Raw genomic sequence first — 26590 nt, 5'->3', positions numbered from 1 at the left:
CGCGTGGAAAACGTACACCGATCAAATGATAATGTAAATGATAATTATTTTTATTTGCTTCTATTTTTGTGGGGTTTATTAGATATTGTTTTTGTTTAATTTATTGATTGTTAGTTATTTTTTTGTGTTTTGTGGAGATTTAAACTATCTGCTTTTTTGTTGAAAATGTGAGGTGGGTCGATTTAATTTACAAAGTTCTAATCTTTTAATTATTAGCAAGTTAAATTTACTGGTTTTATATATCTATCTGGCTGAGAAAGGCTGAATGGGAGATATATTATGGAAGCAGAAATCATTATTCAATCTGCTGAAGAAAGAACAGATCTTGATGATGCAATAGGGGAGCTTATTAGTAACAATTGGCCCTTGTTTATGAATTATAATGCTGTAGCTGAAAAACATTGGGACAAATTATATGAGCCTGGTTTCAGCCGTTTTCAAAAATTTGCCATCTTGCAACAAGGTAAAGAAGAACGTCTTATTGGTATGCTGAACTCAATTCCTTTTCCTTGGAAAAATCCTTCATTAGATCAATTGCCTGATGAGGGATGGGATGCTGTATTAGAGGCTGGTGGGGCAGCTAAAGGAAAGGAACAAGCCAATATGGTATCTGCTCTTAGTGTGACGGTTGATCCTGAGTTCAGGGGGCAAAACATTCCTGCCTTATTGATCAATAGCTTGAAACAGACTGCGCGGAATGAGGGGTTACAAGGGCTTGTGGTTCCTGTCAGGCCGAGTCTGAAAAGCAAATATCCTCTGCAAGATTTTATCGAATACTGTCGTTGGAAAAATGACAAAGGCGAGCCGTTTGATCCGTGGCTCCGTACACATTATCGTTTGGGAGCAAAAATCATCAAGCCTGCCCTCCGCTCTATGGATATTTACGGCACACTGGAACAGTGGCAGGAATGGACTGATATGAAGTTTCCACAAAGCGGTGAATATATCATTCCGGGTGGTTTAGTGCCGTTAGTGGTGGATGTTGAAAAACAGATGGCTTATTACATTGAACCTAATTTGTGGATGTATCACAGCCTTGATTAAAAATATTTCTCTAGCTGTATCTGTACTTCGTTTTTATCATAATTGTACAGCCAGTTCACATTGCTGCGATTGTGTCGATGGCGGAAAGTTAAAGATGGTGTCATTCCCAATATCTTAGTGGCAGGGAATTTAATGGAAGCAGTATAGATTTGTTCGTTATCTTTACGTCTGGCACCCAATAATGGGCTGTAGGCTCCGAATTGTTGTTTTTTCAGTGTGAAAAACAGTGAGCCATTAATATGGGAATAGAGTTGCCCGGCTATTCCCGCGTTCACTTTCCATTGCTGATAGCGCATTGCTGGCTGTTGATTGTTTTGATAGCTCCAACTGCCGCTGCCAAACAGAACTAATTTTTCACTGATGGCATGAGACAGGTTGAAATAGGATGAGGAATGTTCACCGTCTTTCTTGCGGTAACGCGGCTGATAACTCAATTTTTTATGTTCAAGTTCAATATTGAGTGTGGTTTTATTGGTGATAAACCACTGCCATTCCATTTTGGCACCAATGGCATGGTATTCGGTATTCCCTGCATGTTGTTGATATTCAAACAGGGGGCCAAAGGCGAAATTTTGAGTTCTGCTTTTATAGTTGTAGCCACCGACCAGCAGAAGCATATTTTTGTTTTCGTCGTGGTAATGACGATAATTTTCACCATAAATCAGGCTGCGGCCAAAAATGCCGTGATGACCGATAAGTTGGTAATGTCGGCTTAAGGTAGCGCTATAAGTGACCCCCCAATCTTTGATAGGTTTCGGTGATTTCCGCTCAATCACGCACTTTCCTTCTTTGGAAAGCAGGCAGATCGGTTTCTGATTTGGGGACATATTGATATTATCGCCATAGGTATAACCGAATGAGAACGAGCCGTGCCAGCCATTTCTTCGGGTTATTGCTTCCAGATAGCTGTCGATATTCTTCAGGACCATTTTTGGTAACTGATGTTGTTTACTGACCTCTTCAAATAACAGCCCGGACTCCCGATTTTTGTGATCTTCAAAATAAGTACGGGCCAGTTCCAGTTTGATGCGTGTAAAATTTGGTTTTTGACGTAGAATTTTTTGATAATAAGAAGCAGCAAGTGCCAAATTTCCTTCAAAATGTGCCAGACCACCCCGAGCAAAATCGATGAGTAACGGATCGTGCGCGGGTAGTTTTTGATAAGCGATCAGAAAGCGTCTTACGTCTTGCCACTGTCGATAGTTAATGGCAAGGTACAGGGCTTGACCGATATCCTTTATATTGTTTTCTACCTTGAATTTTTTCCCATAAATTACGATCGATGAAGTGCCACTCTTTGTAGAAGTGGTATTTGATATTATTAAGTCGGCTTCATTTTTTTGTTGATTGTGCTGTTGATTGTATCGTGCGTCTTGCCAAATCTTGTGGCTACTATTTTCATTTGCCTGAGCTTCATTGGCTTGAGCCACTGGAAAGATGAGTGGGATCAGCAGTGATGTCAGTAATATAGGCGCTTTTCTCTTGCCAGTTACTTTTCTTTTGTCAGACATAGAAAGAACTCGCTTACAGAACCCATCTTATTGGGAACAAACAGTAATAGAAGACCGTCATTAGGCAACGAAGATGAAAGGGAAAAGTGGAGATAACAGTACCAAAAATGGCACTGTTATCCGGAAAATTACTTTTTATTGCCCCCGAAAGCCGTATCTTTGTTCCTGTCACTATCAAATTTGGCAATCCCTGCCAGAGAGGAAGCGGAATCACCATAGAATTTCCCATCGGTGGTTCCATTGATACTGCCATTGGCTGTGGCTTTGCCTGAAAATCCGGCATCATCATTTATATTGGCATCAATACCTATATTTAGTGAATTATTGCTCAGTGAGCCATTCAGTTTTTGGGAATCAAAGTCTGCGACTAATTCACCGGAGAGAAGATTGCTACCGTTATATTGGCTAAGGCCTTTCACCGAGTAGGTCGCAGTGCCGTTTTTTGGCATATTGGTTGTTACATCTTTGCCTAGATAAAAAACAGTATGGGTGACGTCTGATTTATCGGGTTTTTTTTGTGCCCATTCACCGAAGTAAACTTCCGCATTTGGAACCTGGCCGATATCGATATATTGATTCTCGATACCAAACGGCTTTAATCCCTCTTTTTTGACATCATAGATGTTGTTTTTGTCGAAAGTGGTGAATTTTTTCAGTTCAGAGGCGGTGAAGAGCTTATCCCCAATCATAGGTATAGAAGAAATACCTATGGCAGGATCACCATCTTTCTCTCCGAGTAGAATATGTGGTTTGGTTTCTTGTTGGCTTATACCATAGCCAACTTTTGCTTGAGCCTGTGTTATAAATCCCAAAACGCCTAACACAGTGATTAATATATTGACCTTTCTCATCATTAGCCCCACTGAGTATTAAGTATCTTGTTATCCTGTTATAAGAGCGTCCTGAATTTTTTTGTGCAGCAAACATATGAATTAAGAATGTACACAGAGTAAAAATATGATTAATAAATAACCAAGTAAACTATAAATAATATTACGTTTTTAATCTGTTGATTTTAATTACTTATACTGGATTTAATTTATTGAAATTAAAGACATTTTATATATTTAAAAAGGATATGAGCGAATTTGAGGATATTTCACCGCCTCAATTAATCCAAAATTCGCTGCGGATGGGTATACACGGTTGCCCGTCCCGGCTTGCAAAATCCGACCAACGTTAGATTGCATTTTTGTGCGACTTCAATGGCGAGCGAGGTTGCAGCAGAAACGGCAAATAAAATTTCTGCTCCACAATTAGCTGATTTTTGCACCATTTCATAACTGGCGCGGCTGGAAACCAACACAGCACCTTGCTGCCACCCCGTTTTGGCCCGCATTCCGAGTAACTTATCCAACGCAACATGGCGGCCGACATCTTCACAACCACCAAGCAATTTCCCCTCAGGGTCAATCCAACCCGCCGCATGGGTACAGCCAGTGAGTGAACCGATGTCTTGAACACGGGGTAATTGGGCAAGTGCAGTATCAAGGTGAGAGAGGGAAAAGGTTTGGGTGAAAGGCAGGGGCGTAATTGGGCGAAAGATCTCTGTCAGTTGCTCAGTGCCGCAGGTACCGCAGCCAGTTCTCCCCGCCATATTACGTCGGCGTTCTTTTAATCCCGTAAAACGGCGGCTGGAAAGTTCAATGTGCAGTTCAATGCCGCCATGACAGCTAACTACTGAGTCAATACCCCGAATTTCTTGCGGAGATGCGATAATCCCTTCCGACAATGAAAACCCGATGGCGAAATAGTCGAGATCCTTCGGGCTGGCCATCATCACGACATGGGAAATGCCGTTATAAACCAATGCAACAGGAACTTCCTCGGCTACCCAATCCAGCTTTGCTCTGCTTAGCTGATTGCTTTGTTTTGCGTTTTTTTGTTGCACATTGATACGGAAAGCACCATTGATTCCTTCCATGGTTAACTCATTTTCTGGCCTTGCATCATCCATAGTGAATTCCCCACTAGATTGATTCATAATACTGTTTGTGTGGATTTATAGCAGACAGTGCCCAGAATCAAAAATGATTCATCAAATTATTACCGACTGATGTTTTATCACCCAAGAAAATCTTGATAAGAAGCAAGTATTAACAAGTATTAATAAGCAATGTGAGTAAGGAGATCCCCATGCAAGTCAGCAGAAGGAAGTTCTTTAAGATCTGCGCTGGCGGTATGGCGGGTACGACGGCAGCCGCGCTGGGGTTTGCCCCAACCGCCGCGATTGCACAAACACGTAATTACAAATTGCTGCGTGCGCGTGAAACCCGAAATACCTGCACATACTGCTCTGTCGGCTGTGGATTATTGATGTACAGCCTTGGTGATGGCGCCAAAAATGCCAAATCTACTATTTTTCATATCGAAGGAGACCCGGACCATCCTGTAAACCGTGGTGCTCTATGTCCTAAAGGGGCTGGTTTGGTGGATTTTGTTCACAGCAAAAATCGTCTGCACTATCCAGAATATCGTACCCCTGGCTCCAATCAATGGCAGCGAATAAGCTGGAATGAAGCCTTCAATCGTATCGCGAGATTGATAAAACAAGACCGCGATGCCAATTTCGTCAAAACCAATCAAGATGGTGTGACGGTTAACCGTTGGTTGACCACGGGCATGTTGTGTGCCTCTGCGGCCAGTAACGAAACCGGCTTTTTATCGCAGAAATTTAGTCGCGCTCTCGGCATGCTTGCCGTAGACAACCAGGCGCGTGTCTGACACGGACCAACGGTAGCAAGTCTTGCTCCAACATTTGGTCGCGGTGCGATGACCAACCACTGGGTGGATATTAAGAATGCGAACTTGATTGTCGTGATGGGCGGGAATGCTGCTGAGGCACATCCTGTCGGTTTCCGTTGGGCGATGGAAGCCAAAATTCACAACAAGGCCAAATTGATTGTTATCGATCCCCGTTTTACCCGAACGGCATCCGTGGCGGATTTCTACACGCCTATCCGTTCCGGTACGGACATTGTTTTTCTATCAGGTGTGATTTTATACCTGATGACCAATGAAAAGATTAACCGTGAATATGTCGAGGCTTACACCAATGCCAGCCTGATTGTGCGGGAAGATTTCTCGTTCGATGATGGCCTGTTCAGCGGCTATGATGCTGAAAATCGTAAGTACGATAAAACGACATGGAACTATGAACTGGATGAAAATGGTTTTGCCAAACGTGATAAAACTCTGGTCCATCCACGTTGTGTCTGGAATCTGTTGAAGGCCCATGTCAGCCGTTATACTCCGGATGTCGTGACCGATATTTGTGGTACGCCAAAGGAAGATTTCCTCAAGGTGTGTGAATATCTGGCGGAAACCAGTGTGAAAGACAAAACCACTTCTTTCCTGTATGCACTGGGTTGGACGCAACACTCCACCGGCGCGCAGAATATCCGCACGATGGCGATGATCCAATTGCTGCTCGGCAATATGGGTATGGCTGGGGGCGGTATTAACGCGCTGCGCGGCCACTCCAATATTCAGGGACTGACAGATTTGGGGTTACTGTCTCAGAGCCTGCCGGGTTATCTCTCTCTGCCATCGGAAAAACAGACCGATTTGCAAACCTATTTGCAGGCCAATACACCAAAAGCCACCGTTTCAGGGCAGGTTAATTATTGGGGAAATTATCCGAAGTTCTTTGTCAGCCTGATGAAGAGTTTCTATGGTGATAATGCCCGTAAAGAGAATGATTGGGGCTTTGATCTGTTGCCGAAGTGGGATAAACCTTACGATGTCCTGCAATATTTTGAAATGATGTCGAAAGGGGAAGTCAATGGCTATATCTGTCAGGGCTTCAACCCAATAGCGTCATTCCCGAACAAGAACAAAGTTGTTACTGCGTTATCGAAGCTGAAGTTCTTGGTCACGGTTGATCCTCTCAGTACTGAAACGTCGTCATTCTGGCAAAATCATGGTGAATTCAACGATGTTGATCCTGCAACTATCCAGACCGAAGTCTTCCGTCTGCCATGCTGCTGTTTTGCGGAAGAAAATGGCTCGATAGTCAATTCAGCCCGCTGGCTTCAATGGCACTGGAAAGGCGCAGATGCACCAGGGGAAGCGATTGGGGATGGTGAAATTCTGTCGGGTATCTTCAAGCGCTTGCGTGATCTGTATCGCGAGGAAGGTGGTGCGGCTCCAGAACAAGTGTTGAGCATGACATGGGATTACTTTGATCCGTATGCTCCAACACCGGAAGAGGTGGCACAGGAAAATAACGGTCGCGCTTTGGCCGACTTGCTGGATGCCAGCGGCAATGTGTTGGTGAAAAAGGGACAGCAATTATCCTCTTTCGCACAACTGCGCGATGATGGCACAACCGCCAGTGGTTGCTGGGTTTTCGCCGGAAGCTGGACACCGGAAGGTAACCAAATGGCACGCCGCGATAATGCTGATCCATCCGGCATGGGTAATACACTGGGTTGGGCATGGGCGTGGCCTTTGAACCGCCGCATTCTGTATAACCGTGCATCTGCCGATCCACAGGGCAATCCGTGGGACCCTAAACGTCAATTAATTGCATGGGATGGCAATAAATGGAGCGGGGTGGATATTCCTGATTACAGCAATGCGGCTCCCGGGACTGATGTCGGGCCATTTATCATGCAGCCAGAAGGCATGGGACGTCTGTTTGCCATCGACAAAATGGCAGAAGGGCCGTTCCCTGAGCATTACGAACCATTTGAAACGCCGTTGGGAACCAATCCGCTGCATCCGAGTGTAGTTTCCAATCCGGCCGCCCGGGTGTTCAAAAGCGATTTTGAAGCAATGGGCAAGGCCGATAAATTTCCTTATGTGGGAACTACTTACCGCCTGACTGAACATTTCCATTTCTGGACAAAACATGCGTTGCTGAACGCTATTGCCCAACCAGAGCAGTTTGTGGAAATTGGTGAACGGTTGGCGGCAAAGAAAGGCATCAAACAGGGTGATACCGTCAAAGTCAGCTCCAATCGTGGCTATATCAAGGCCAAAGCGGTAGTGACTAAACGTATTCGTACCTTGAATGTTCACGGCCGTGAAGTGGACACCATCGGTATTCCGATTCACTGGGGCTTTGAAGGAGCGGCGAAGAAAGGGTTTCTTGCTAATACCCTGACGCCGTTTGTCGGTGATGCCAATACGCAAACACCGGAATTCAAAGCGTTTCTGGTTAATGTGGAAAAGGTGTAGAGGAGAAAAATCATGTCATTGCAATCTCAGGACATTATTCGTCGATCTGCCACCAATTCACTGACTCCCGCGCCTCGTGTGCGGGATCACCAGCAAGAAGTGGCAAAACTGATCGATGTGACGACCTGTATCGGCTGTAAAGCGTGTCAGGTGGCATGTTCAGAATGGAACGACATCCGTGATGAAATTGGGAACAACATTGGTGTTTATGACAATCCTGCTGATCTGACGGCGAAGTCATGGACGGTGATGCGATTTTCCGAAGTGGAGGAGAATGGCAAGCTGGAATGGCTGATCCGTAAGGATGGCTGTATGCACTGCTCTGATCCGGGTTGCTTGAAAGCCTGCCCGGCGGAAGGGGCGATTATTCAGTATGCCAATGGCATCGTTGATTTTCAGTCCGAGCACTGCATTGGCTGCGGCTATTGCATTGTGGGCTGTCCATTCAATGTTCCGCGTATCAACAAAGAAGATAATCGCGCCTACAAATGTACTCTGTGCGTTGACCGTGTTGGTGTGGGACAGGAACCGGCCTGTGTAAAAACTTGCCCAACCGGCGCGATTCATTTTGGTAGCAAACAGGACATGAAAGCACTGGCGGCAGAGCGGGTTGAGGAACTTAACGGGCGTGGCTATGAAAATGCGGGTTTGTATGATCCCGAAGGCGTAGGCGGAACTCATGTTATGTATGTGCTGCACCATGCCAACAAACCTCAGCTCTATCATGGTTTGCCGGATAATCCTGGCATCAGCCCGACCGTCACCTTCTGGAAAGGCATCTGGAAGCCATTGGCCGCAATTGGCTTTGCCGCTACTTTTGCTGCTTCGATTTTCCATTATGTGGGGATTGGCCCGAACCGCGTTTCCAAAGAAGAGGAAGAGAACGCACTTAAGGATATTGATTCGAACAATGTAAACAATGAGGAGGTGAAGAAATGAAAATGAAAAAGCGTAACGATGTCATTATTCGCCATTCTCCGGTTGAACGAATCAATCATTGGGCGGTTGTGATTTGCTTCCTGTTTACCGCCATCAGCGGATTGGGATTTTTCTTTCCTTCTCTGAACTGGATGATGAATATCTTTGGTACACCACAGCTCTCACGGATATTGCACCCGTTTGCGGGCTCGGTGATGTTCTTCCTGTTTGTCTTTATGTTTTTCAGGTACTTCAAACATAACATGATCGACAGAGATGACATCGAATGGGCGAAGAATATTCACAAAGTACTGCGTAATGAAGAAACGGGGGACATAGGGCAGTATAACCTCGGTCAGAAAGGCATTTACTGGTCAGTGAGCGTCTGCCTGTTTCTGTTGTTGATCAGCGGAATTATTATCTGGCGTCCTTACTTTGCGGAGTATTTCCCCATTCCATTGATTCGAGTTGCTTTACTGGTTCACTCACTGGCAGCGATTGGCCTGATCCTAATTATTATCGTTCATGCTTATGCTGCGTTTTGGGTGAAGGGATCAGTGCGGGCAATGGTAGAAGGTTGGGTAACACGTGGTTGGGCGAAAAAACATCATCCTCGCTGGTATCGTCAAATTGTGAAACAAGAACGGCAAAAAGAGAAAAAATAAATTTGAGGCAGGGTATTTTGTGTGCCCTGCCTTGTTCCTGCCGTTCTTGTTTCCTCGGTTATTGTCACAATTGATAAGCTTTGCTTTATAGCTACAATATGGCTACAATGTTTATTATTTGTACATTTAATGGGAGCGATTGTATGGTTGATACCGTAGTGAGAGCCAGAGTGTCCTCAGCTTCTAAAGAAGCAGCTATGGCGAATGCCAAAGCCTTAGGACTCGATTTGTCTACTGTGATCCGTATGCTTGTTAATAGACTGGCTGTTGAAGGGCAACTTCCTGATGGATTTCTTCAGCCAAATAGCGAAACGCTACAAGCTATTCGTGATTTGGAAAATGGTAAGGGAGTTCACCGAGTCAATACAATTGATGAGTTAAAACATGAGTTAGGTTGGTAGATCATGCTGACAATTGTTTACCAGAGTCGGTTTAAAAAGGATGCTAAAAAGTATGCCAACAACAAAAAAGCGCAAGGGATTATCCTCGAAACTCTTGCGCTTTTACAGACAGGCCAGCCATTACCTCCGAAATATAAAGAGCACCGACTGATTGGTAACTATATTGGTTACTTGGAGTGTCACGGCACCCCAGATTTACTCTTGATTTACCAACGCACTGACACGGAATTGATCGTGTATCGCGTTGGGAGCCATGCTGATTTATTCAATTAGCCGTTAGCGAAGAAAACTGGGGTTATTCTCCTCCTTCGGTTTTATTGACTGAGACTTTTATTGGTTAAATAGTGCCTTTAACCGCTTATTAGCCTGCTGTTTATCAAAAGGCTCTAACGATTCACTTGGCGACAAGCCCACAAACTCTAATTGTTCAGCTTCATCTTCCGTCAGGACTTTCTGTTTTCTCAGTTTGAGTAAATAATTCCAACTCCAAATGCCACCAGAATCTTCTGCCGGACATATACCGTTACCTGCGGTTATTTCAGGCTGGATAATATCTTTTGGCAGCACTTTCTCTACTGTTATCTGATGGAGCCAATCATCACCAAAGTCGTATTGGTAGCTGAGTTCATCTCCAATTTCATCCAGAAATACGCCGATACACGTTTGGTCATAATGTTCTTCCGGGATATCGATCCCTGAAATATTAAACCTGAATAAATGCTCGTTTTCCCAGCCCATGACATTTTGTATCACATCATGAAATTCAATCAGCGTGAGCTGATTGCTGACACGGATTCGGCGCCATACGGCTGGGCTGGCATCAAGTAAACTTACTTTGAGAACCAATCCTTGAGGTAGGATCTCCTCATCTTGTTCCATGTAAAAATATTCAAAACTGATCTCAGCCAAAGTGTCAAATAAAGCAAATCTTTTGCGATTTAACGCGGGATCTCTGAGGGTATAGGCCAAATCTAAATATTGATTCACCAAATGTGGTGCTGGTGATGGCAGCCTATATTGCTCGATTGCAGCGGAGTAAGTTAGCCGCCCAGCAAACAGCTCCCGGTTTGCATAGTAATAGAGCTTTAATAAATCTTTGGGCTTTTTCGCCTTTGACAAGCATTCTTCTGGTGCTAACCAGCTTAGGATTAATGGTGAACCCATGGTGATGCTAAGGCGGTTCCGCTCTTGTCGTTTTGGATCAGCTTGATAACCCAGTTTCTGACTCCAATGCTCGAGTTCAAACTCTTCTGGTTGTGTCCATTCGAAGGGAAGTCGCGACAACCAATAAAGTGAGTAAAGTTCGATAGGCGTTTTTTTGTTTATCTGAACTGAAAGTATCCACGGTAAAATTTGTTGTAGCCAGTCAGAAGAGACGGGGACAAAGTCAATATGAGCGTCATGAGTGCTCAACTCTTTAATCAGATCGAGGGTGGTCAGGTCAGGCTCACTATTCAGTAAGCTCTCGCGGATACCAGATTTAAAATCCAGCATCATATTCATTTGGTATTCTTGACCATCCAGTGTGATTGTCATCATCATGCTGGCGCAATCATTTCCATCAACATGGGTGGCGTATAATTCTTGTATCTCCGCGGGTTCCCGAACAATATGATGCGCCATCGCCCTTTTTTTCCAGCGTTTAAAACAAGAGTGAATGGAAGGATGGCGGTTAAATCGGGCACACAGATTGACCAGTTGCAGATAGGATAAGTTTTTCCATGCAGAGGAGTGACAATTGTCCAACGCTTGCGCACTGGCAAGGGCTATCGGTTCCTCAAAGTACTGGGTCAACAGAAGCAGGGCATCTATGCCCCATGAATACCGGGCCACTTCTGAAAAGAGATGGCTTAAGCCATCATGGGGAATCACGGAAAAACCGTTTTCAAAAAATTCGAGGAATTCAAGGCCGGACTGAATTCTGACTTGCTCAAACAGTTGGCTTAAATTAGGGGGAGTTGAAGGAAAGATGGCAATGTTAGTGTCATCATCATATTTTGGAGCACCCAATAGTTGGGTGATGTCAGTTTTGATATGAAACTGATGTCTTTTCAAGCTCGATATACATAACAGCACACATTCACGATTAAGCTCGAAATTTTCGTTGGCATGAACCAGAATCTGCTCAATGATCTCTTCAAGCAGTTGTTTGTCCTCAACAGGCAATTTGTTTGCGGTTAATGCAAGTTCCGCTACTGCAGCGTTAACCCAATTGTTAATGCTGTCTCCCATCTCGGTCATCATATCTTCAGATAAGGTCAACGTTAGGCTGAGCAATAAGAAGACGTTCTCAGGATCGGAAAACCACAGTATTTGTTTTTGGGTTAGGGATTGTTGTTTCTCAGGGGCATGAGCGTATTTTTCTATTGCAGATAGCAATTTTTCGGGTGTAAGTTTCATCATCAATCTCTTCAATTATCAATATATTAACCAAGAAGAGTGCTCATTATCATGCTGTCAAATCCACCCTTCCCTCTTTATGACTACATTAATAGTCTAACCTGAATTTTTGTAAGGTCAGTAAACTTGTGTTGAAATTTCCAATTTGCTGTTTTGTAGGATGCAATTTGAAACCTATTGGATGTATGGCAATGCCATTCCGCGGCCCGGCAAGGTAAGATGGTTGAATACTTATGTGTCAATATAACGGACGTATCAATATAACGGGCATATCAACATAACAGGAAAGGTTTAGATAATGAGTATTCGCATTGTTCCTAAAGAGCAGCTGATTAAAGAGCGGGTAAATGAAAGATCTGTTAGTTTTATTCCCCCATTGTTATTTGCCAACCTGAAAAAATTGTACCAACAGCGTGCTGAACGTCTGAAAACGTTGGCAACAGACAGCAATCCATTTTCAAGTTACCTGAATTTTGGGGCGGAAATTGCACAAGCACAGCAAAAGGCGTTGTATGACAACCCGCTGGATGTGGAATTGGACGAGCTGCTTCGTCATTCTTCCCAACAAGAGGGGTTTGTTCCTCTGGATTGCAGAACGTTGCGGCGTACTCAGCACTGGCAAAATATCCTGCATTCTTTGATTGCGGAATTACAACCTACTGTACCCGAACATGTGAAACCTGTCCTCGAAAATCTGGCAAAAAATTCAGCACAAGAATTAGAAAAGATGGCGAGCGCGCTGCTCAATAGCGAGTTCAACAAGGTTAGTGCGGATCAGGCGGTGTTTGTCTGGGCTGCCTTATCTGTGTATTGGGTACAAATGGCCAGTTTAATCCCCGGCAAGGCACGCGCGGAATATGGAGAACATCGCCAATTTTGCCCAGTATGCGGCAGTATGCCGGTGGCCAGTGTGGTGCAAATCGGTACTAGCCAAGGGCTGCGTTACTTGCACTGTAATCTGTGTGAAAGCGAATGGCATGTTGTTCGAATCAAATGCAGTAACTGTGAACAGACCCGAGACCTGAATTATTGGTCATTGGAGAGTGAGCAGGCGGCAATTAAGGCGGAAAGTTGTGGTGATTGTGGTAGTTATCTCAAAATTCTGTATCAGGAAAAAGATCCGAATGTAGATGCTGTGGCAGATGATCTGGCGTCATTGATTCTGGATGCCAAAATGGAAGAAGAAGGTTTTGTCCGCAGTAGCCTGAACCCTTTTCTGTTTCCCAACGAATAAAGGGGGATGGGTGACGCGATGACACAAGTAATAAATTCGTTGTACCGTCAGTTACCATCCATTGACAGGTTATTACGGCAGCCGGAAATCACCTCGCTGATTGCGTCTCATGGGCAGACGCAAGTGGTAGATATATTGCGGGAAATGCAGGAACAGGCGCGGTTCAATATTCGTGAGCATCAAGCCTTGCCAGAATGGAGTGACGATTGGGCCGCATCATTGCACCGAAGATTGGACTGGGGTCAGACATCAGCACTTAAGCCAGTATTTAACCTGAGCGGAACAGTGCTCCATACCAATCTGGGGCGTGCACTGTTGGCTGAAACGGCAATTGATGCCGTGACACAGGCCATGCGCTCGTCGGTTACATTGGAATACTCCCTTGATGGTGCCAGCCGGGGGCATCGTGATCGCGCACTGGCCGATTTACTCTGTACATTAACTGGTGCAGAAGATGCTTGCATCGTTAACAATAATGCTGCCGCGGTTTTACTGGTGCTGACAACAGTGGCACAAGGAAAAGAGGTTGTCGTTTCCCGTGGTGAATTGGTTGAGATTGGCGGAGCCTTCCGTATTCCTGACGTTATGGTGCAGGCGGGTTGTCGTTTGGTGGAAGTGGGGACAACAAACCGAACGCATCTGAAAGATTACCAGCGGGCAATCAATTCTGATACTGGCATGCTGATGAAGGTGCATACCAGTAATTACAGTATTGAGGGCTTCACGGCTGAAGTGTCGGGAAAGGAGCTGGCGAAACTGGGAGTGGTATCCCAAATCCCGACAGCTATTGATCTTGGCAGTGGTTCCATGATAGACATGACACAATATGGTTTGCCAGCAGAACCGATGCCTGGGGATTATCTGAATCACGGCATCGATCTGGTGACTTTCTCCGGCGATAAATTATTGGGTGGCCCACAAGCTGGCATCATTGTTGGTAAAAAACAGTGGATAGAGGCTATTCAGCAGCATCCCCTGAAACGTGCATTACGGGCAGACAAAATGACGCTGGCTGCACTGGAAGCAACTTTGCGCCTTTATCAACATCCTGAGCAGCTTCGCCAGAAATTACCGACTTTACGTTTGTTGACCCGTCCGCAAGGCGAAATCCGTGATATGGCGCAACAGCTACTTCTCCAAATGCAGGCATATTACAGCGAAAAACTCATTGTTCGTGATGAACCTTGCTATTCCCAAATCGGCAGTGGTTCCTTGCCTGTGGATCGATTGCCCAGTTGGGCGCTGACTTTTACTGCCATTGATGGACGTGGCAGCACATTGGAAAACTTGGCTCACCAATGGCGCAATTTGGAAAAACCAGTGATTGGACGCCTATATGATGGTCGGTTATGGCTGGATCTCCGTTGCCTCGAAGATAGAAATGAATTATTGCGGGCATTGCTGTTATAGAAATTGCTGTTATAGAAATTGTCGCTATAAAAAATAGGTTCAATAACTATGATTTTTGCCACTGCAGGACATGTTGATCACGGTAAAACGACTCTGATTCAAGCAATCACGGGTGTTGATACGACCCATTTACCGGAAGAGAAAAAACGCGGGATGACTATCGATCTCGGTTATGCCTACTGGCCGCAACCAGATGGATCTTCGGTGGGGTTTGTCGATGTACCGGGACATGAAAAATTTCTGTCCAATATGTTGGCGGGGATTGGTGGCATCGATCATATCCTGTTGGTTGTAGCCTGTGATGATGGTGTGATGGCTCAGACGCGGGAACATTTGGCTATTTTGCGTTTAATCGGGCGACCTGCCATCACGATTGTGCTGACTAAAGCGGATAGTGTCGCACAAGCACGGATTGAGGAAGTCCGGCAACAGTCTGTGCAATTATTGGCATCACAAGGTTGGCAATCAGTGCCTCTGTTTGTAACGGCAGCGACTACGGAGGATGGCATCATTCCATTGCGGGAGCATTTGCTGTCTATTCATCAGATTAATTCTGTCCATCAATTTTGCCACCCTTCTTCTTTGCAAAATTTGCAGCATGAAAAATTGAAGCAACGTTTCCGTTTGGCTATCGATCGTGTTTTTACCGTTAAAGGTGCTGGATTGGTTGTCACTGGGACGGCGTTGGCGGGAAGTATCGATATCGGTGAAACTTTATGGCTGACTGGCAGTGAGCAAGCCGTGAGAATACGTGGCTTGCATGCCCAGAATCAACCCGCCCAGAGCGCTAAAGCGGGACAGCGTATTGCATTGAATATCGTTGGTGATATCAGCAAAGAGCAAATTTCCCGTGGCGACTGGTTGTTATTGCAGAAACCAATATTACAAAAACCAGTATCACAAGGCCTATTGCTTGCTGCTGAAAAAGTGTTAGTAGAAATTGAAGCCGATTCACCACTGCAAAACTGGCAACCTATCCATATTCATCATGCCGCCAGCCATATCACCGGGCGAATTTCTATATTGAACTCGCTGGCTGATGCGCCAATATTGGCTGAATTGACGCTGGATCGCCCGTTGTGGCTGGTAGAAAATGATCGCTTGATATTGCGTGATATCAGTGCCAAGAGAACGCTGGCAGGAGCGAGGGTCGTTAGCTTAAATTCCCCACGCAGGGGTAAGCGTCGGCCTGAATTTCTTGATTGGTTATCTCAACTGGCCCGAACGTACAGCCATGCGGAAAGTCTCGCCTTATATTTAACCCGTGGTGCGTTGTCACTCAGCCATTTTGCCTGGGCGCGTCAGTTGACAGAAAGTCAGCTCAACAGCTTGCTGGCCGAGATGAAGGTGATTATTGCAGGTGATTGGGCACTATCGCAGCATCATGCCGCTTTGGCAGAACAAAAACTATTGCAGGCTATGGTGGGATACCATGAAAAACACCCCGATCAACTGGGAGTAGGCAAAGCACGTTTGAAACGAATGGCTCTGCCAACACTGGATGACATGCTGGCTTATAAACTGATCAACTGGCTACTAGAGATAAAATTACTAAAACAAACAAATGGTTGGCTGCATTCGCCTGAGCATGGATTGATGTTTACTGCAGAGCAGGAGTGCTTGTGGTTAAACGTAGAACCATATTTTAAAACGGAAGTGTGGTGGGTACGCGATTTGGCAATGGAAATGGGGGAAGATGAAGAAACCATGCGTTGTCTTTTGCGAAAAGCTGCGCAATTAGGGCTGATCATCGCTATTGTGTCTGATCGTTATTACCATCGTCAGTGCATTCAGCAGTTTGCTGATTTAATCCGTAGCTATTCCCAGGATAAGGGAGGCATAACGGCAATAGAGTTTCGGGATGAGTTGGGAATTGGCCGGAAATTAGCGATCCAAATACTGGAATACTTTGATCGCACGGGGTTTACCCGCAGGAAAGCGGATTTGCATGTTTTGCGGGATGAGGGCATTTTTTAGCACTTGGTTATGAACCTGTTCAATATCTGTTTTAAATAAAGACTAACTACTTGTTTTCAATAGCCGCAGTTGAACTCCTTTGAATTCATGCTGTCTTCACTGAGCGCATCCGCTGTATTTTATTTGCGGTATATTTTACAACCTGTGCTATTTTTCAATGAGTTGTCAAACTAAACTCATGTGTGGAATTCAATAGAGTATGAAAAAAAAGATAATCTCGAAGATTTATCTGGGATTGCTGTTGATTGCTTCCTTGATATTAGTGTTTGAAAAGGGCGGAGATATTTATCCTGCACTGGTGTCTGTCGGCGTATTTGGCGTCATCTTTGGCCTGGCTTTTTTAATTTCAGCGCGCTGGTTATTTTCGGCGGTGTTAACTGGAACTTTGTTTATCATCCTCAAATTTCTCAACCAGATAAAAGTTCATTACTATAAAGAGCAATTACTGTTTTCTGATTTAAATGTCATGTTGGATCCTTCAAATCAGGAGACTTTACACCATTATTGGCTGGCAGGTATCGCTGTAGTAGCGATGCTTATCTGGTTGATATTCAACATGATATTGAGTTGGAAATCGGCACCTTCTGTACGTGGGATCAAATGGCGACTCGCCAGTATCGTTTTGATGGCAGTAAGTATCTGGGGAATTAATCTGACGGTTAATGCTTACCATACTGAATGGCAAAGTGAATTACCGAAAGGACGGGGAACGATGACCAATATGGTGATGTCTGCCTCGGATTCTCGATATCAGCCGCCGCAATTTGGCTCATCTGCTGATTATTTCTTACAACAGGCGAAAAAAGTGACGTTGCCTGAACCCCAGTCAGACGTTAAACCCGATGTCGTTGTATTGTTACAGGAATCCACCGTTAATCCCCATATTTACCAGTTACCCGCCAACGTGCAATTACCAGATCTTTATATGTTCCAGCGTGATGCGGGTGTCAGTACCCAAAGTCCACTCAGGGTACAGACCTTTGGGGGCGGAACATGGTTATCTGAATTCTCCGTTTTAACCGGATTGAATACAGAGGATTTTGAACCCAATAAAAATTCGGTGTTTTACATTGTCGTTGATCACCTTAAAAATAGCCTGTTCCGCGTAATGAAAGACAATGGTTATTACACGGTTGTTCTGACACCATTTAATAAGTCTGCTTATCATGCGGGACATGCTTACAAAACTCTGGGCGTTGATCGGATTATCCAACCGCAGGAGCTGGGCTATCCGGCAGACATGGAAGAAAATTTATGGAAAATCTCGACACAAGATATGTTGTCGTATGTGAAAACCATCTTGACGAAGGAAACAGATAAGCCGATTTTTATTTTTTCTCTGACAATGTATGAACATGGCCCTTATGAAGAGAGCCATGATGATGATTATGGTTTGGCTGGCAAAGTTGAGCCTTCAACGGTGGTAGGTAAATTTAGTCATTATATGGAAAAAATCGTGGCTTCTGATCCGGCTATCAAGGATTTCAGTGAATTCGTTGCTCATCGCGGTAAACCCACCGTTTTCCTCTATTTTGGAGATCATCAACCGAACATCCACTTTGAGCACTATAATTCTTCGCTATTTGATCCCGCACATGTGACTCAATTTACCCTGCGGGATAACCTGAAACAGGGAGCGTCAATAACAACGGGCAAATTGACTGATATCTCCTTTCTTGGCGGAATGATTCTGGAGCGTGCTCGTTTGCAAGCTCCTGAGTTTTACCAAGCCAATATGCTCATGCGTCATTTATGTGATGGTGCGCTGGATGATTGTCAGGACAATGCGCTGGTGGAGAGTTATAAGCATTATATTTACCAGCAGTTGGAGGCGGCATCAGTTGGAATCAGTAAGTAAGCAATAACTTTTGCTGTTTCCCTTGCTTTCATTGTTACTTTCCCTCACTGCCCCTTCTGTCGATGATGTTGTTTGACAGAAGGGATGTTGAAGAGGTGTCTTGAAAAGATGCATTACTCTGTGAATATCTAGCTGGCCCGGCCATGAATTCTAAAACGGCATCATAGAATTTAAATATAATTCACTAATATCTTTCACAAATAATCCCCCTAGTAAAAGATGATATATCACTTATCGTTCAGTTGACTGTTTTTATTTTGTTCCGATGAATTGAAATCTCCGAAATATTGACACCTAATTAATATAACTGATTGTTTTATTGAATATTTAATGAATGTGCAAATGATGTTTTTGCTAAGGATGTATTTTATAAAAACTAAAGTAATATTTTTATTTAAAAACAATATATTGGTCTTTTATTGATCTGTAAATGTTGTTTTTTGTGCAAAAATGTCATTTTTTAATGACAGGGTGTAGGTGATTAACTAGAAATTATAAGCGGATTTTAAGGCTGAATTGCTCCCTTCAAGAGAAGGGAGGGATGATTTGCAAATAGTCATATGTATTAATTATTTTTATGTATGTAACTGATATCGATATTTTGAGGAGAATTGAAATCTAGCCCATAAATATCACCACGACACAAAATTTCACTGAACTCAATGATATCATTTTGGTTATTCAGGCTTATTTGGTGAATTTGTAGCAATGGCGAGCTTTCAGCGATATTGAGTAATATCGCCAGATTTGCAGGGCAGGAAATGGCTTTGATTTTGTGATTCACGTTGGTGAGGTGGATGTCTTGCTCCTCCCAATGTACATACAGGGAACCTTCCAATAGCTCAGGATGAGGCAGATAGTGCTGGGGAATATAGGTATTCTCAAGGGAAACCGGCGTACCGTTGGCAAGGCGGATACGACGTAGCTCAGCGATCGGCTCACCCGTGTTAATCGACAGTTTTTTCGCAATCTCTTCCGGTGCGGGAATGATATTTCTCGATAGCCAGTAATTAGATACCGTTCCTCCTTCTTTAATAATCTGAGAGGTGAAACCAACAGCTTGATTAAGTGAAGAACATCCCGGTTTGGCAACCTGAGTACCAATACCTTGCTGGCGTATGATGACCCTTTTTTCTTCCAGAATCTGCATTGCCTTACTGACTGTTACTCGAGATATATTGAGAAGTTCAGCTAATCGGCGTTCTGGTGGTAAAAAATCACCCACATGCAATAACCGCTTTTCAATTGCCATTTCAATGGCTTTCTGTAGTTGTATATAACGAGGACTATTGCTTTTCTTTTCAAGTTGTTCGTATACCCAGTCAACAAAGTGATTCAGCATTTTTTTAACCCCAGTTATTTGATGGCCTAAGTGTACATTAGCCTGTACAGCAAGGTATAGAGTGTATTGGAATTAGATTGGCATCACATAATGACGAAATTGGACTTTCATTGGCCTTAATTGATCGATAAAGTATAAATCCTGCTTATATAAGAAGTCAGGAGTTTGGGAACTTTTTTCTAGAGCGTTTTTCTAAAACTGTTTTCTGAAACTACCTGATCTATTTGCTAAGGCTGTATATCCAATATGTTTCGCATTACATCCAACAGCGCTGTAGCTCGAAAGATGAAGGATATACAGAAACGTTATGTGTTCTTCAATCTTAGGGCGGATGTCTGACATCCGCCCTAGCGTGGCGTGGTAAGTCAGGCGTCCTGTTGCCAGTTGTGCTTGAAGAAACACCGGCTTAATTGACTTCTTTGCTGGGTCAATCAAGCCGGAACGTAGTGCTCCGGTCATGGCGCTATTTTTTGGTACTCCGGTAAAGTGTGTGATTGCGCCAACCTAGGGAAAGAGAACCATTGTAGCCATGACCAGAGCCATTTTTCAGGACGTCATCCGATATTTTCATATTCCCTGCTGAGGTAAATGGTATAAGTTAGTGAAGTTCAACTCAGATAGGGTTTTTCGCCTTGTGTCTTAAGCCTGGCCTTAAGACAGTGATGGAAAACATAATGGGTACACAACAAAAGCGTCATCGGTTCTGGAAGGTAGAACGCACTGGTATAAATATTGTCCCTCCTTCAGAACGCACAGGTTCACCGCTGGATCTATTCTGGGTCTGGTCAGCCGCCAATATTGGCATCCTCGGCATTGTTTACGGTGCCATTATCGTTTCTTTTAAACTCTCTTTTCTACAATCTGTACTCGCAGCACTGATTGGCCTTTCCAGCTTTGCGTTAGTTGGCTATATCAGTTTCAGTGGCAAATTGGGAAGAACCACGACTCTCACCCTCTCCCGGACTATTTTTGGTATTAAGGGAAATATTGCGCCGACGGTGATTTTCTGGTTCATATCCATGGGATGGGAATCCATCAATATTGTTACCGGTACCTTGACGCTTTCTGCGCTATTTCAGGCTTGCGGGCTCAGTGAAAGTACACTTTTGACTGTGATTAGCATGGTATTGTTTGCTGGGCTGTCAATTGGTGTCACTTTATTGGGAAAAGAGATGGTCATCACCATGCAGCGGTGGGTTACCAAAATTTTCGGCGTAATGACGCTTGTTGTCGTGTTCTATATTCTGTTCACAACAGAATGGGAAGCTGTATTAACCATGCCATCAGGCAGTTGGCTAACGGGTTTCCTGCCCGCTGTTTCGGTGGTTGCTGCCGGTAGTGGTATTGCATGGGCAGCTACGAGCGCTGATTATAGTCGCTATCAAAATGACAATTCCTCCAAAGTAAAAATTTTTACGGCGGTAACCGCAGGCGGAATGATCCCCCTGGTATTGCTATTGTTTACGGGGATCCTGCTCTCCGTTCAATTGCCTGACCTTCCTAAATCAGAGAATCCGATTGCTCATATTGGCTCTATCTTGCCGGATTGGATGGTGATCCCTTACTTAATGACGGCAATTGCGGGGATAGTCACAATGGCAGTCATGAGTCTCTATTCTGCCAGTTTGAATTTGTTGACATTGGGAATAAAAATTAAACGAGTTCATGCTGTTACCATTGATTCCGTTATTGTGTTGACCGTTGCGATTTATACTCTTTTTGTTACCGGTGATTTCATGGGGCCGTTTGTCGCATTCTTGATATTCTGCGGCGTGTTTTTGGCATCGTGGGAAGCGGTATTCTTGCTTGATTACATCGTGATCCGCCGCAAACAGGGGTATTGTTCGGATAAGTTATTTAACTATATTGGCCCGAATGGTGGCATCCAATGGATCCCCATTTTGTGCTGGCTGCTGGGAGCATTGGCTGGTGTTCTGGTGACGCAAAATGACTTTATAAGTGGCCCGTGGGCAGTGGGAATTTTTGCCAATTCCAGCCTTGGGCTATTCCTGTCATTTTTCGTCAGTTTTATCTGTTATGGTCTGTATTTGATGCTGAATAGGTACAAAAAATGAAGGAGCCTCTACTACCCATTGTTGTATTGGGGTCGGCGACAGGAGATATTGTTCTCAGGTTACCCGAATTATTTCATGATGGTGAATATTGGGAAGCTGAGGAAGTTGATCGGCAAGTCGGTGGCTGTGCATTTAATGTGGCGCGTGCTCTGTGCCGTCTTCAAACGCCAGTTATCAATGGAATATTTGTAGGTAATGGCGTTTGGGGTAAATGTGTAGCAACAGAAATGGAAAACCTTGGGTTGAAGGTAACTCTACGTCATCCCACAAAAGACAATAGTTGGTGTTTTGCCATGATGCAGCCTGATGGCAAGCGCGTTTATGTCTCCGTTCCTGGTTGTGACGACGCTTGGCATAAAGATATATTAGCGACGATCCCTCTTCCTGAGCAGGGATATCTCTATTCCAGCGGCTATGAACTGGCCAATCTAAAAGCAGGGGATTTGCGTGAATGGCTGCTGGCCTCTCCGGCAGGGCTGACTTTGGTATTGGATTTTGGCCCTCGCTTGCTTGATATAGACCCTGAATTTATTCAAGCGTTACCTGTGGAAAGAACAATACTCAGCTTAAACAAAGATGAGATTGCCTTACTGTGTGGTGCAGGGGATTCAATGACACAGGCCAGCCGTTATGCCAATGAACATGGTTTCACGATTATTGCTCGGATAGGCATTGAAGGGGCATGGATATGCCAGCCCAAGCGCGAACCAGAATATGTTCCTGCTTATAAGGTCAAGGCTGAGGATCGAATTGGCGCAGGTGATGCACATTGTGGTGGAATGTTGGCGGGATTATCGCAGGGCATGTCTTTACACGATGCTGTAGATCTCGGAAACCGCGTTGCCGCTGTTGTTGTCAGCCGCTCTGGTGCCAATGGTGCGCCGACCAAGGATGAACTGGTAGATTTTAGCTTTGGTTAAATGGCCTGAAAACTGATCAATAAAAAGATCTATATCGACAAAAACCTACACAACTGAAATGTTGCGTAGGTTTTTGTCAAGGTTTATACCAAGCAGCAGGCTCTTTATTGAGAACGTGCGGCGGTGATGCGATAAGTGCAGCGTCGGTGTCCACTGAGGATATATTCGGTTCTTTCCACATTGGCTTGCAGAACCTCCCTAAATAGTTTCAGCTCTGTCCGACAAAATCCCTGACACATCTTGGCGGCGGCACAAATTGGGCAATGGTTTTCAAAAAACATAATAGCGCCATTTTCCTCAACGGAATAATGAGCCATATAACCTTCTCGGCAGCGAATTGAAACCAGACGCTCAACCTTCTCCTGTAGCTCTGTAGCCCCCTCCATCGCCTTTTTATAATTGGAAAAAGCCTCTTGTTCACGGGCGCTGATAATCAAATCCATGGCAGTTTCACCCAATTGACTACGAATAATTGAGATCAGTTGTGTTGTTAGCTCTGCATGGGTATCAGGAAATTTGGCATGGCCTTTCTCTGTGATATGCCAAAGCTGTATTGGACGCCCGACTCCCCTTGTTTCCGATTTTGCTTCAACTAATCCCTCTTTAGCCAGTTTCACAAATTGCTGGCGGGCTGCTTCTCCCGTTGTTCCCAATAATTTGCCGGCATCAGAGGCTTGTAAGGCACCTTGAGTTTTCAGCAGCATTAATAGCTTCTCACTCACTGTTTGCCCTACGATTACATCATTTTCCAAGTAAGTGCTTGACATATTATTGATTCCGACATTAATTTATTCCAAGTTTTATCTTGTTTAATTTAACGTAAGACTTTCCGCAACTCAACCTATGTTCAGGATAACAACCATGATGATGAATGGAGAAAGCCGCTGGAGGGATCTGTTTTCCAGCAAAAATGCGCCAAGTGCGATAGCACTTTCACTGGGCGTAGGATTGATGGCAGCTAATACCTTAATTGCGATTACTATTCTGCCTTCTGTCGTAAATGATATTGGAGGATTGAACCTCTACGCCTGGAATACGACATTATTTGTCGTGGCATCAATTGTTGGCTCTGTTCTCTCTGCAAGATTGTTGAGTTCATCGGGTGCAAGGAATGCTTATCTGGTTGCATCGCTAATCTTTTTCACCGGTAGTTTAATTTGTACCCTTGCACCGACGATGACCGTTATGTTGATTGGCAGAACCGTTCAAGGACTTGGCGGCGGGTTTTTGTTTGCGCTTTCCTATGCGATGGTTAATCTCGTCTTTTCCCAATCACTTTGGCCTCGGGCCATCGCGCTGATCTCGGGAATGTGGGGGGTAGCGACTTTGATCGGGCCAGCTATTGGCGGAATTTTTGCTGAAATGAACGCATGGCGTTACGCTTTTGGCATTATGCTCCCAATTACCCTGTGTTATGCCGTATTCACCTACCTGATTTTACCTAAAACAACAGCGCAGAATAAAACCAAAACATCATTGCCCATTGTGCAATTGATCCTGTTATCAACCGCAGTACTGGCGGTTTCCTCAGGCAGTTTGTCACAGGATGTTCGGTTTAACATTATCGGCATTGTCGCAGCTGTTCTATTGATCGCTTTGTTGGTCATTCATGAACGCCGGGCTTCAGCAAGATTATTGCCTGAAAATGCCCTGAGTTTGCGTTCTCCTCATCTGATTCTATTCACTACTATTTCTCTATTAGTGATTGGTTTGGCGGGGGATGTTTTTATTCCCTATTTTCTGCAAATTCTGCATGGGCAATCCCCCTTAGCTTCTGGCTATATGGTTGCCTCCGCAGCAGTGGGTTGGACAATAGGAGAAATGCTCAGTGCTAGTTGGCAAGGGGCAAAGATGCGGTTTGCGATTGTCAGCGGCCCGATTTTTATGTCAGCCGGGATGTTGCTGCTACTTGTATTATTGCCATCTCAATCGGCAGGTGAGTGGCAGATAATGTTACCGATAATTTTGGGGTTAGGATTGTTTGGCTTCGGGGTTGGATTCGGTTGGCCTCATCTCTTGACCCGCATTTTGCAGGTTTCCAGTGATGCGGATAAAAATATCTCTGGTTCATCCATTACTACCGTGCAGTTATTTGCCTCTGCATTTGGTTCTGCATTGGGTGGTATGGTCGTTAATTTATTTGGATTTTATCAGCCCGGTGGAGTAGCGGGAGCCGCGTCTTCTTCTTATTGGTTATTTTTACTCTTCTCCATTGCACCAATATTGGCATTATTAACAGCATACAAATCAGCTCAAATTAAAGTGGATAACTAATCTCTCGCAAAGACTAATGTGTGGTTGCGATTTTAATACAATTATATTTATCTGATTCGACTATCAACGGCATTATTGTAAAAATAATGCCGTTTTCTTGATTACGCATAATGAGATATATCCATATAATAGTAATGATTGATCTCATAAATAAGTGCTAAGGATATTTGATGTTAGTAATTTCCCATATACCAAAGGATGGTTGTAGTACCCGAATGACACCATCGAGAATAAGCCATGCCTTTATAATAAAACACCTTGTTATCCTGTTTTTATTGTTTATTGGAATGAGCAATGTATCGGCTGGAGAGCTAAAAAAAGAAACCACAGTTGTTGATGTTCCTGCATTAAGTAAACGTGTGACAGATATCGCTAAAGTTCTTACGAAAGCAGAAAACCAGCGCCTGACCCGTCAACTGAAAAAGCTGCAATCTGAAAGAAAGGTACAGATGGCAGTTCTGATTATCCCGACTACTGGCAGCGATACTGTTGAGGCTTTTTCTTCCCGTGTATTTGATAAATGGAAATTGGGCAATAAAGAGCACAATGATGGAATTTTGTTTTTGATCGCTTCTGATGACCATAAAATGCGTATTGCAGTCGGTTCCGGTTTAGATCGGAAATTAACTGATGGTCAGGTTGAATTCATTTTATTTAAAGATGTGAAACCGGCTTTCAAAGAAGAAGCTTATTATAAGGGAATTAGTGATGCAATTGATTCAATTGGCACATTGCTGAAAAAGACCGAACAAACGGAAACAAAGAAAGACGCGGAAAAGATTGCTAAGGTTTTTGAAGAGGACAGTGGTGTATTCAATCAGATCTCCGGTAAGGACATCTTTATGCTATTAGGATTTTGGTTGGTGAGTATATTCCTCTTGCCACTGAAAGTTTTCCGTACAGGGCACTGGTTTAAGCGTTTCCTCAAATCTGCCCTGACGATAGCTGTAGGAACTTATGTGCTGAACCTTGTTGGATTATTCTCTTCCATTCCGGCAGAATTTTACCTGCTCATCATAATGTTGCCTGTGATTCTGGTGTTTTTTGTGATCTCTTCGGTATTGTCATTATTGAAAAACCTATTTGGCAGCCTTTTTGGTGGTTTATTTGGTGGCTCTGGCTCTGATCGTACAAAAAGTGATAACGATGATGATAGCTTTTCCGGTGGCGGTGGTAGCAGTGCCGGTGGTGGCGCGTCAGGCGATTGGTAATTGGTTTTTGGTATATAGATGGGGGATTTTATTCCCCACCTATAGTTTAGCTATTTAATTTTTAAAAATAGAAATAATTTCAGTAATTAACTAGTTTAACGCTATGAAAAATAATAAAAAATCACTCAAAACATGAGAGCTAAACAGGTGGAAACGTGAGGACGGA

At 44.1% G+C, this 26590-nt stretch carries 20 protein-coding genes; 14 read left to right on the top strand and 6 right to left on the bottom strand.

Going from position 1 to position 26590, the window contains the following annotated elements; all coding sequences use genetic code 11:
• Window positions 1–279: 279 nt before the first annotated feature.
• On the top strand, window positions 280–1044 hold the full coding sequence (locus PSI23_RS04810) for a GNAT family protein (RefSeq protein ID WP_273554009.1): 765 nt from the start codon (window positions 280–282) through the stop codon (window positions 1042–1044).
• On the opposite strand, the gene PSI23_RS04805 is transcribed toward PSI23_RS04810, so the two are convergent.
• From PSI23_RS04805 to fdhD, 3 genes are all read right to left on the bottom strand, one after another.
• Complete coding sequence (locus PSI23_RS04805) at window positions 1041–2555, bottom strand: surface lipoprotein assembly modifier (protein WP_273554008.1); 1515 nt, start codon at window positions 2553–2555, stop codon at window positions 1041–1043. The genes PSI23_RS04810 and PSI23_RS04805 overlap by 4 nt on opposite strands.
• Window positions 2556–2683: 128 nt before the next feature.
• Window positions 2684–3409: a Slam-dependent surface lipoprotein gene (locus PSI23_RS04800; RefSeq protein ID WP_273554007.1), complete on the bottom strand. Its 726-nt coding sequence runs from the start codon at window positions 3407–3409 to the stop codon at window positions 2684–2686.
• Window positions 3410–3666: 257 nt separating this feature from the next.
• Window positions 3667–4512: a formate dehydrogenase accessory sulfurtransferase FdhD gene (gene fdhD / locus PSI23_RS04795; protein WP_273554006.1), complete on the bottom strand. Its 846-nt coding sequence runs from the start codon at window positions 4510–4512 to the stop codon at window positions 3667–3669.
• 179 nt (window positions 4513–4691) lie between these two features.
• Between fdhD and fdnG the strand changes: the two genes are divergently transcribed.
• From fdnG to PSI23_RS04770, 5 genes are all read left to right on the top strand, one after another.
• Window positions 4692–7739 carry a formate dehydrogenase-N subunit alpha gene (gene fdnG / locus PSI23_RS04790; protein WP_273554005.1) on the top strand — a complete coding sequence of 1016 codons (3048 nt, stop codon included), beginning with the start codon at window positions 4692–4694 and terminating at the stop codon, window positions 7737–7739.
• Window positions 7740–7751: 12 nt separating this feature from the next.
• Window positions 7752–8678, top strand: a complete 927-nt coding sequence (gene fdxH, locus PSI23_RS04785; RefSeq protein ID WP_273554004.1) for a formate dehydrogenase subunit beta — start codon at window positions 7752–7754, stop codon at window positions 8676–8678.
• A gap of 2 nt (window positions 8679–8680) precedes the next feature.
• Entirely contained in the window at window positions 8681–9322 is a 642-nt protein-coding gene (gene fdoI / locus PSI23_RS04780; protein WP_273554027.1) for a formate dehydrogenase cytochrome b556 subunit, read from the top strand.
• Window positions 9323–9465: 143 nt separating this feature from the next.
• Window positions 9466–9723, top strand: coding sequence for a type II toxin-antitoxin system RelB/DinJ family antitoxin (locus tag PSI23_RS04775; RefSeq protein WP_273554003.1), 258 nt, complete (start codon window positions 9466–9468; stop codon window positions 9721–9723).
• Window positions 9724–9726: 3 nt separating this feature from the next.
• Window positions 9727–9996, top strand: coding sequence for a type II toxin-antitoxin system RelE/ParE family toxin (locus tag PSI23_RS04770; RefSeq protein WP_273554002.1), 270 nt, complete (start codon window positions 9727–9729; stop codon window positions 9994–9996).
• 57 nt (window positions 9997–10053) lie between these two features.
• Here PSI23_RS04770 and PSI23_RS04765 read toward each other — a convergent pair whose 3' ends face one another.
• Window positions 10054–12126: a plasmid pRiA4b ORF-3 family protein gene (locus tag PSI23_RS04765; protein WP_273554001.1), complete on the bottom strand. Its 2073-nt coding sequence runs from the start codon at window positions 12124–12126 to the stop codon at window positions 10054–10056.
• A gap of 295 nt (window positions 12127–12421) precedes the next feature.
• On the opposite strand from PSI23_RS04765, the gene fdhE reads away from it, so the two are divergent.
• The 4 genes from fdhE (at window position 12422) to PSI23_RS04745 (ending at window position 18602) form a co-directional block, all read left to right on the top strand.
• Window positions 12422–13357, top strand: coding sequence for a formate dehydrogenase accessory protein FdhE (fdhE, locus tag PSI23_RS04760; RefSeq protein ID WP_273554000.1), 936 nt, complete (start codon window positions 12422–12424; stop codon window positions 13355–13357).
• 18 nt (window positions 13358–13375) lie between these two features.
• A complete protein-coding gene (gene selA / locus PSI23_RS04755) occupies window positions 13376–14767 on the top strand; it encodes an L-seryl-tRNA(Sec) selenium transferase (RefSeq protein ID WP_273553999.1) in 1392 nt (463 codons plus the stop codon).
• 48 nt (window positions 14768–14815) lie between these two features.
• A complete protein-coding gene (selB, locus tag PSI23_RS04750; protein ID WP_273553998.1) occupies window positions 14816–16744 on the top strand; it encodes a selenocysteine-specific translation elongation factor in 1929 nt (642 codons plus the stop codon).
• 199 nt (window positions 16745–16943) lie between these two features.
• Window positions 16944–18602, top strand: coding sequence for an LTA synthase family protein (locus tag PSI23_RS04745; RefSeq protein ID WP_273553997.1), 1659 nt, complete (start codon window positions 16944–16946; stop codon window positions 18600–18602).
• 565 nt (window positions 18603–19167) lie between these two features.
• Here the strand turns inward: PSI23_RS04745 and PSI23_RS04740 are convergent.
• Window positions 19168–19944, bottom strand: coding sequence for a GntR family transcriptional regulator (locus PSI23_RS04740; protein WP_273553996.1), 777 nt, complete (start codon window positions 19942–19944; stop codon window positions 19168–19170).
• 674 nt (window positions 19945–20618) lie between these two features.
• Between PSI23_RS04740 and PSI23_RS04735 the strand changes: the two genes are divergently transcribed.
• The gene (locus PSI23_RS04735; RefSeq protein WP_273553995.1) at window positions 20619–22019 is read left to right on the top strand and encodes a purine-cytosine permease family protein; all 1401 of its coding nucleotides are present in this window, start codon (window positions 20619–20621) and stop codon (window positions 22017–22019) included.
• Entirely contained in the window at window positions 22016–22939 is a 924-nt protein-coding gene (locus PSI23_RS04730; RefSeq protein WP_273553994.1) for a PfkB family carbohydrate kinase, read from the top strand. The genes PSI23_RS04735 and PSI23_RS04730 overlap by 4 nt, the downstream gene beginning before the upstream one ends.
• Window positions 22940–23043: 104 nt before the next feature.
• Here PSI23_RS04730 and PSI23_RS04725 read toward each other — a convergent pair whose 3' ends face one another.
• Complete coding sequence (locus PSI23_RS04725; RefSeq protein ID WP_273553993.1) at window positions 23044–23706, bottom strand: helix-turn-helix transcriptional regulator; 663 nt, start codon at window positions 23704–23706, stop codon at window positions 23044–23046.
• A 94-nt stretch (window positions 23707–23800) separates the two neighbouring features.
• On the opposite strand from PSI23_RS04725, the gene PSI23_RS04720 reads away from it, so the two are divergent.
• Entirely contained in the window at window positions 23801–25213 is a 1413-nt protein-coding gene (locus tag PSI23_RS04720; protein ID WP_273553992.1) for an MFS transporter, read from the top strand.
• 170 nt (window positions 25214–25383) lie between these two features.
• The gene (locus tag PSI23_RS04715) at window positions 25384–26424 is read left to right on the top strand and encodes a TPM domain-containing protein (RefSeq protein WP_273553991.1); all 1041 of its coding nucleotides are present in this window, start codon (window positions 25384–25386) and stop codon (window positions 26422–26424) included.
• The last annotated feature ends 166 nt before the right edge of the window (window positions 26425–26590 follow it).

It is taken from the genome of Xenorhabdus yunnanensis (assembly GCF_028598805.1).
In the GTDB taxonomy this organism is placed as follows: domain Bacteria; phylum Pseudomonadota; class Gammaproteobacteria; order Enterobacterales; family Enterobacteriaceae; genus Xenorhabdus; species Xenorhabdus yunnanensis.
The sequence above is the reverse complement of the archived record's forward strand: the minus strand, read 5'-3'. Positions and strand labels throughout refer to the sequence as shown.

Bases quoted from the DNA above. Each gene is read 5' to 3' on its own strand.
- PSI23_RS04745 (WP_273553997.1), top strand. From the start codon at position 16,944: ATGAAAAAAAAGATAATCTCGAAGATTTATCTGGGATTGCTGTTGATT.
- selA (WP_273553999.1), top strand. From the start codon at position 13,376: ATGACACAAGTAATAAATTCGTTGTACCGTCAGTTACCATCCATTGAC.
- PSI23_RS04725 (WP_273553993.1), bottom strand. From the start codon at position 23,706: ATGTCAAGCACTTACTTGGAAAATGATGTAATCGTAGGGCAAACAGTG.
- PSI23_RS04810 (WP_273554009.1), top strand. From the start codon at position 280: ATGGAAGCAGAAATCATTATTCAATCTGCTGAAGAAAGAACAGATCTT.
- PSI23_RS04800 (WP_273554007.1), bottom strand. From the start codon at position 3,409: ATGATGAGAAAGGTCAATATATTAATCACTGTGTTAGGCGTTTTGGGA.
- PSI23_RS04770 (WP_273554002.1), top strand. From the start codon at position 9,727: ATGCTGACAATTGTTTACCAGAGTCGGTTTAAAAAGGATGCTAAAAAG.
- fdxH (WP_273554004.1), top strand. From the start codon at position 7,752: ATGTCATTGCAATCTCAGGACATTATTCGTCGATCTGCCACCAATTCA.
- PSI23_RS04715 (WP_273553991.1), top strand. From the start codon at position 25,384: ATGTTAGTAATTTCCCATATACCAAAGGATGGTTGTAGTACCCGAATG.
- PSI23_RS04740 (WP_273553996.1), bottom strand. From the start codon at position 19,944: ATGCTGAATCACTTTGTTGACTGGGTATACGAACAACTTGAAAAGAAA.
- fdoI (WP_273554027.1), top strand. From the start codon at position 8,681: ATGAAAAAGCGTAACGATGTCATTATTCGCCATTCTCCGGTTGAACGA.
- PSI23_RS04730 (WP_273553994.1), top strand. From the start codon at position 22,016: ATGAAGGAGCCTCTACTACCCATTGTTGTATTGGGGTCGGCGACAGGA.
- selB (WP_273553998.1), top strand. From the start codon at position 14,816: ATGATTTTTGCCACTGCAGGACATGTTGATCACGGTAAAACGACTCTG.
- PSI23_RS04735 (WP_273553995.1), top strand. From the start codon at position 20,619: ATGGGTACACAACAAAAGCGTCATCGGTTCTGGAAGGTAGAACGCACT.
- PSI23_RS04775 (WP_273554003.1), top strand. From the start codon at position 9,466: ATGGTTGATACCGTAGTGAGAGCCAGAGTGTCCTCAGCTTCTAAAGAA.
- PSI23_RS04805 (WP_273554008.1), bottom strand. From the start codon at position 2,555: ATGTCTGACAAAAGAAAAGTAACTGGCAAGAGAAAAGCGCCTATATTA.
- fdhD (WP_273554006.1), bottom strand. From the start codon at position 4,512: ATGGATGATGCAAGGCCAGAAAATGAGTTAACCATGGAAGGAATCAAT.
- PSI23_RS04720 (WP_273553992.1), top strand. From the start codon at position 23,801: ATGATGATGAATGGAGAAAGCCGCTGGAGGGATCTGTTTTCCAGCAAA.
- fdhE (WP_273554000.1), top strand. From the start codon at position 12,422: ATGAGTATTCGCATTGTTCCTAAAGAGCAGCTGATTAAAGAGCGGGTA.
- PSI23_RS04765 (WP_273554001.1), bottom strand. From the start codon at position 12,126: ATGATGAAACTTACACCCGAAAAATTGCTATCTGCAATAGAAAAATAC.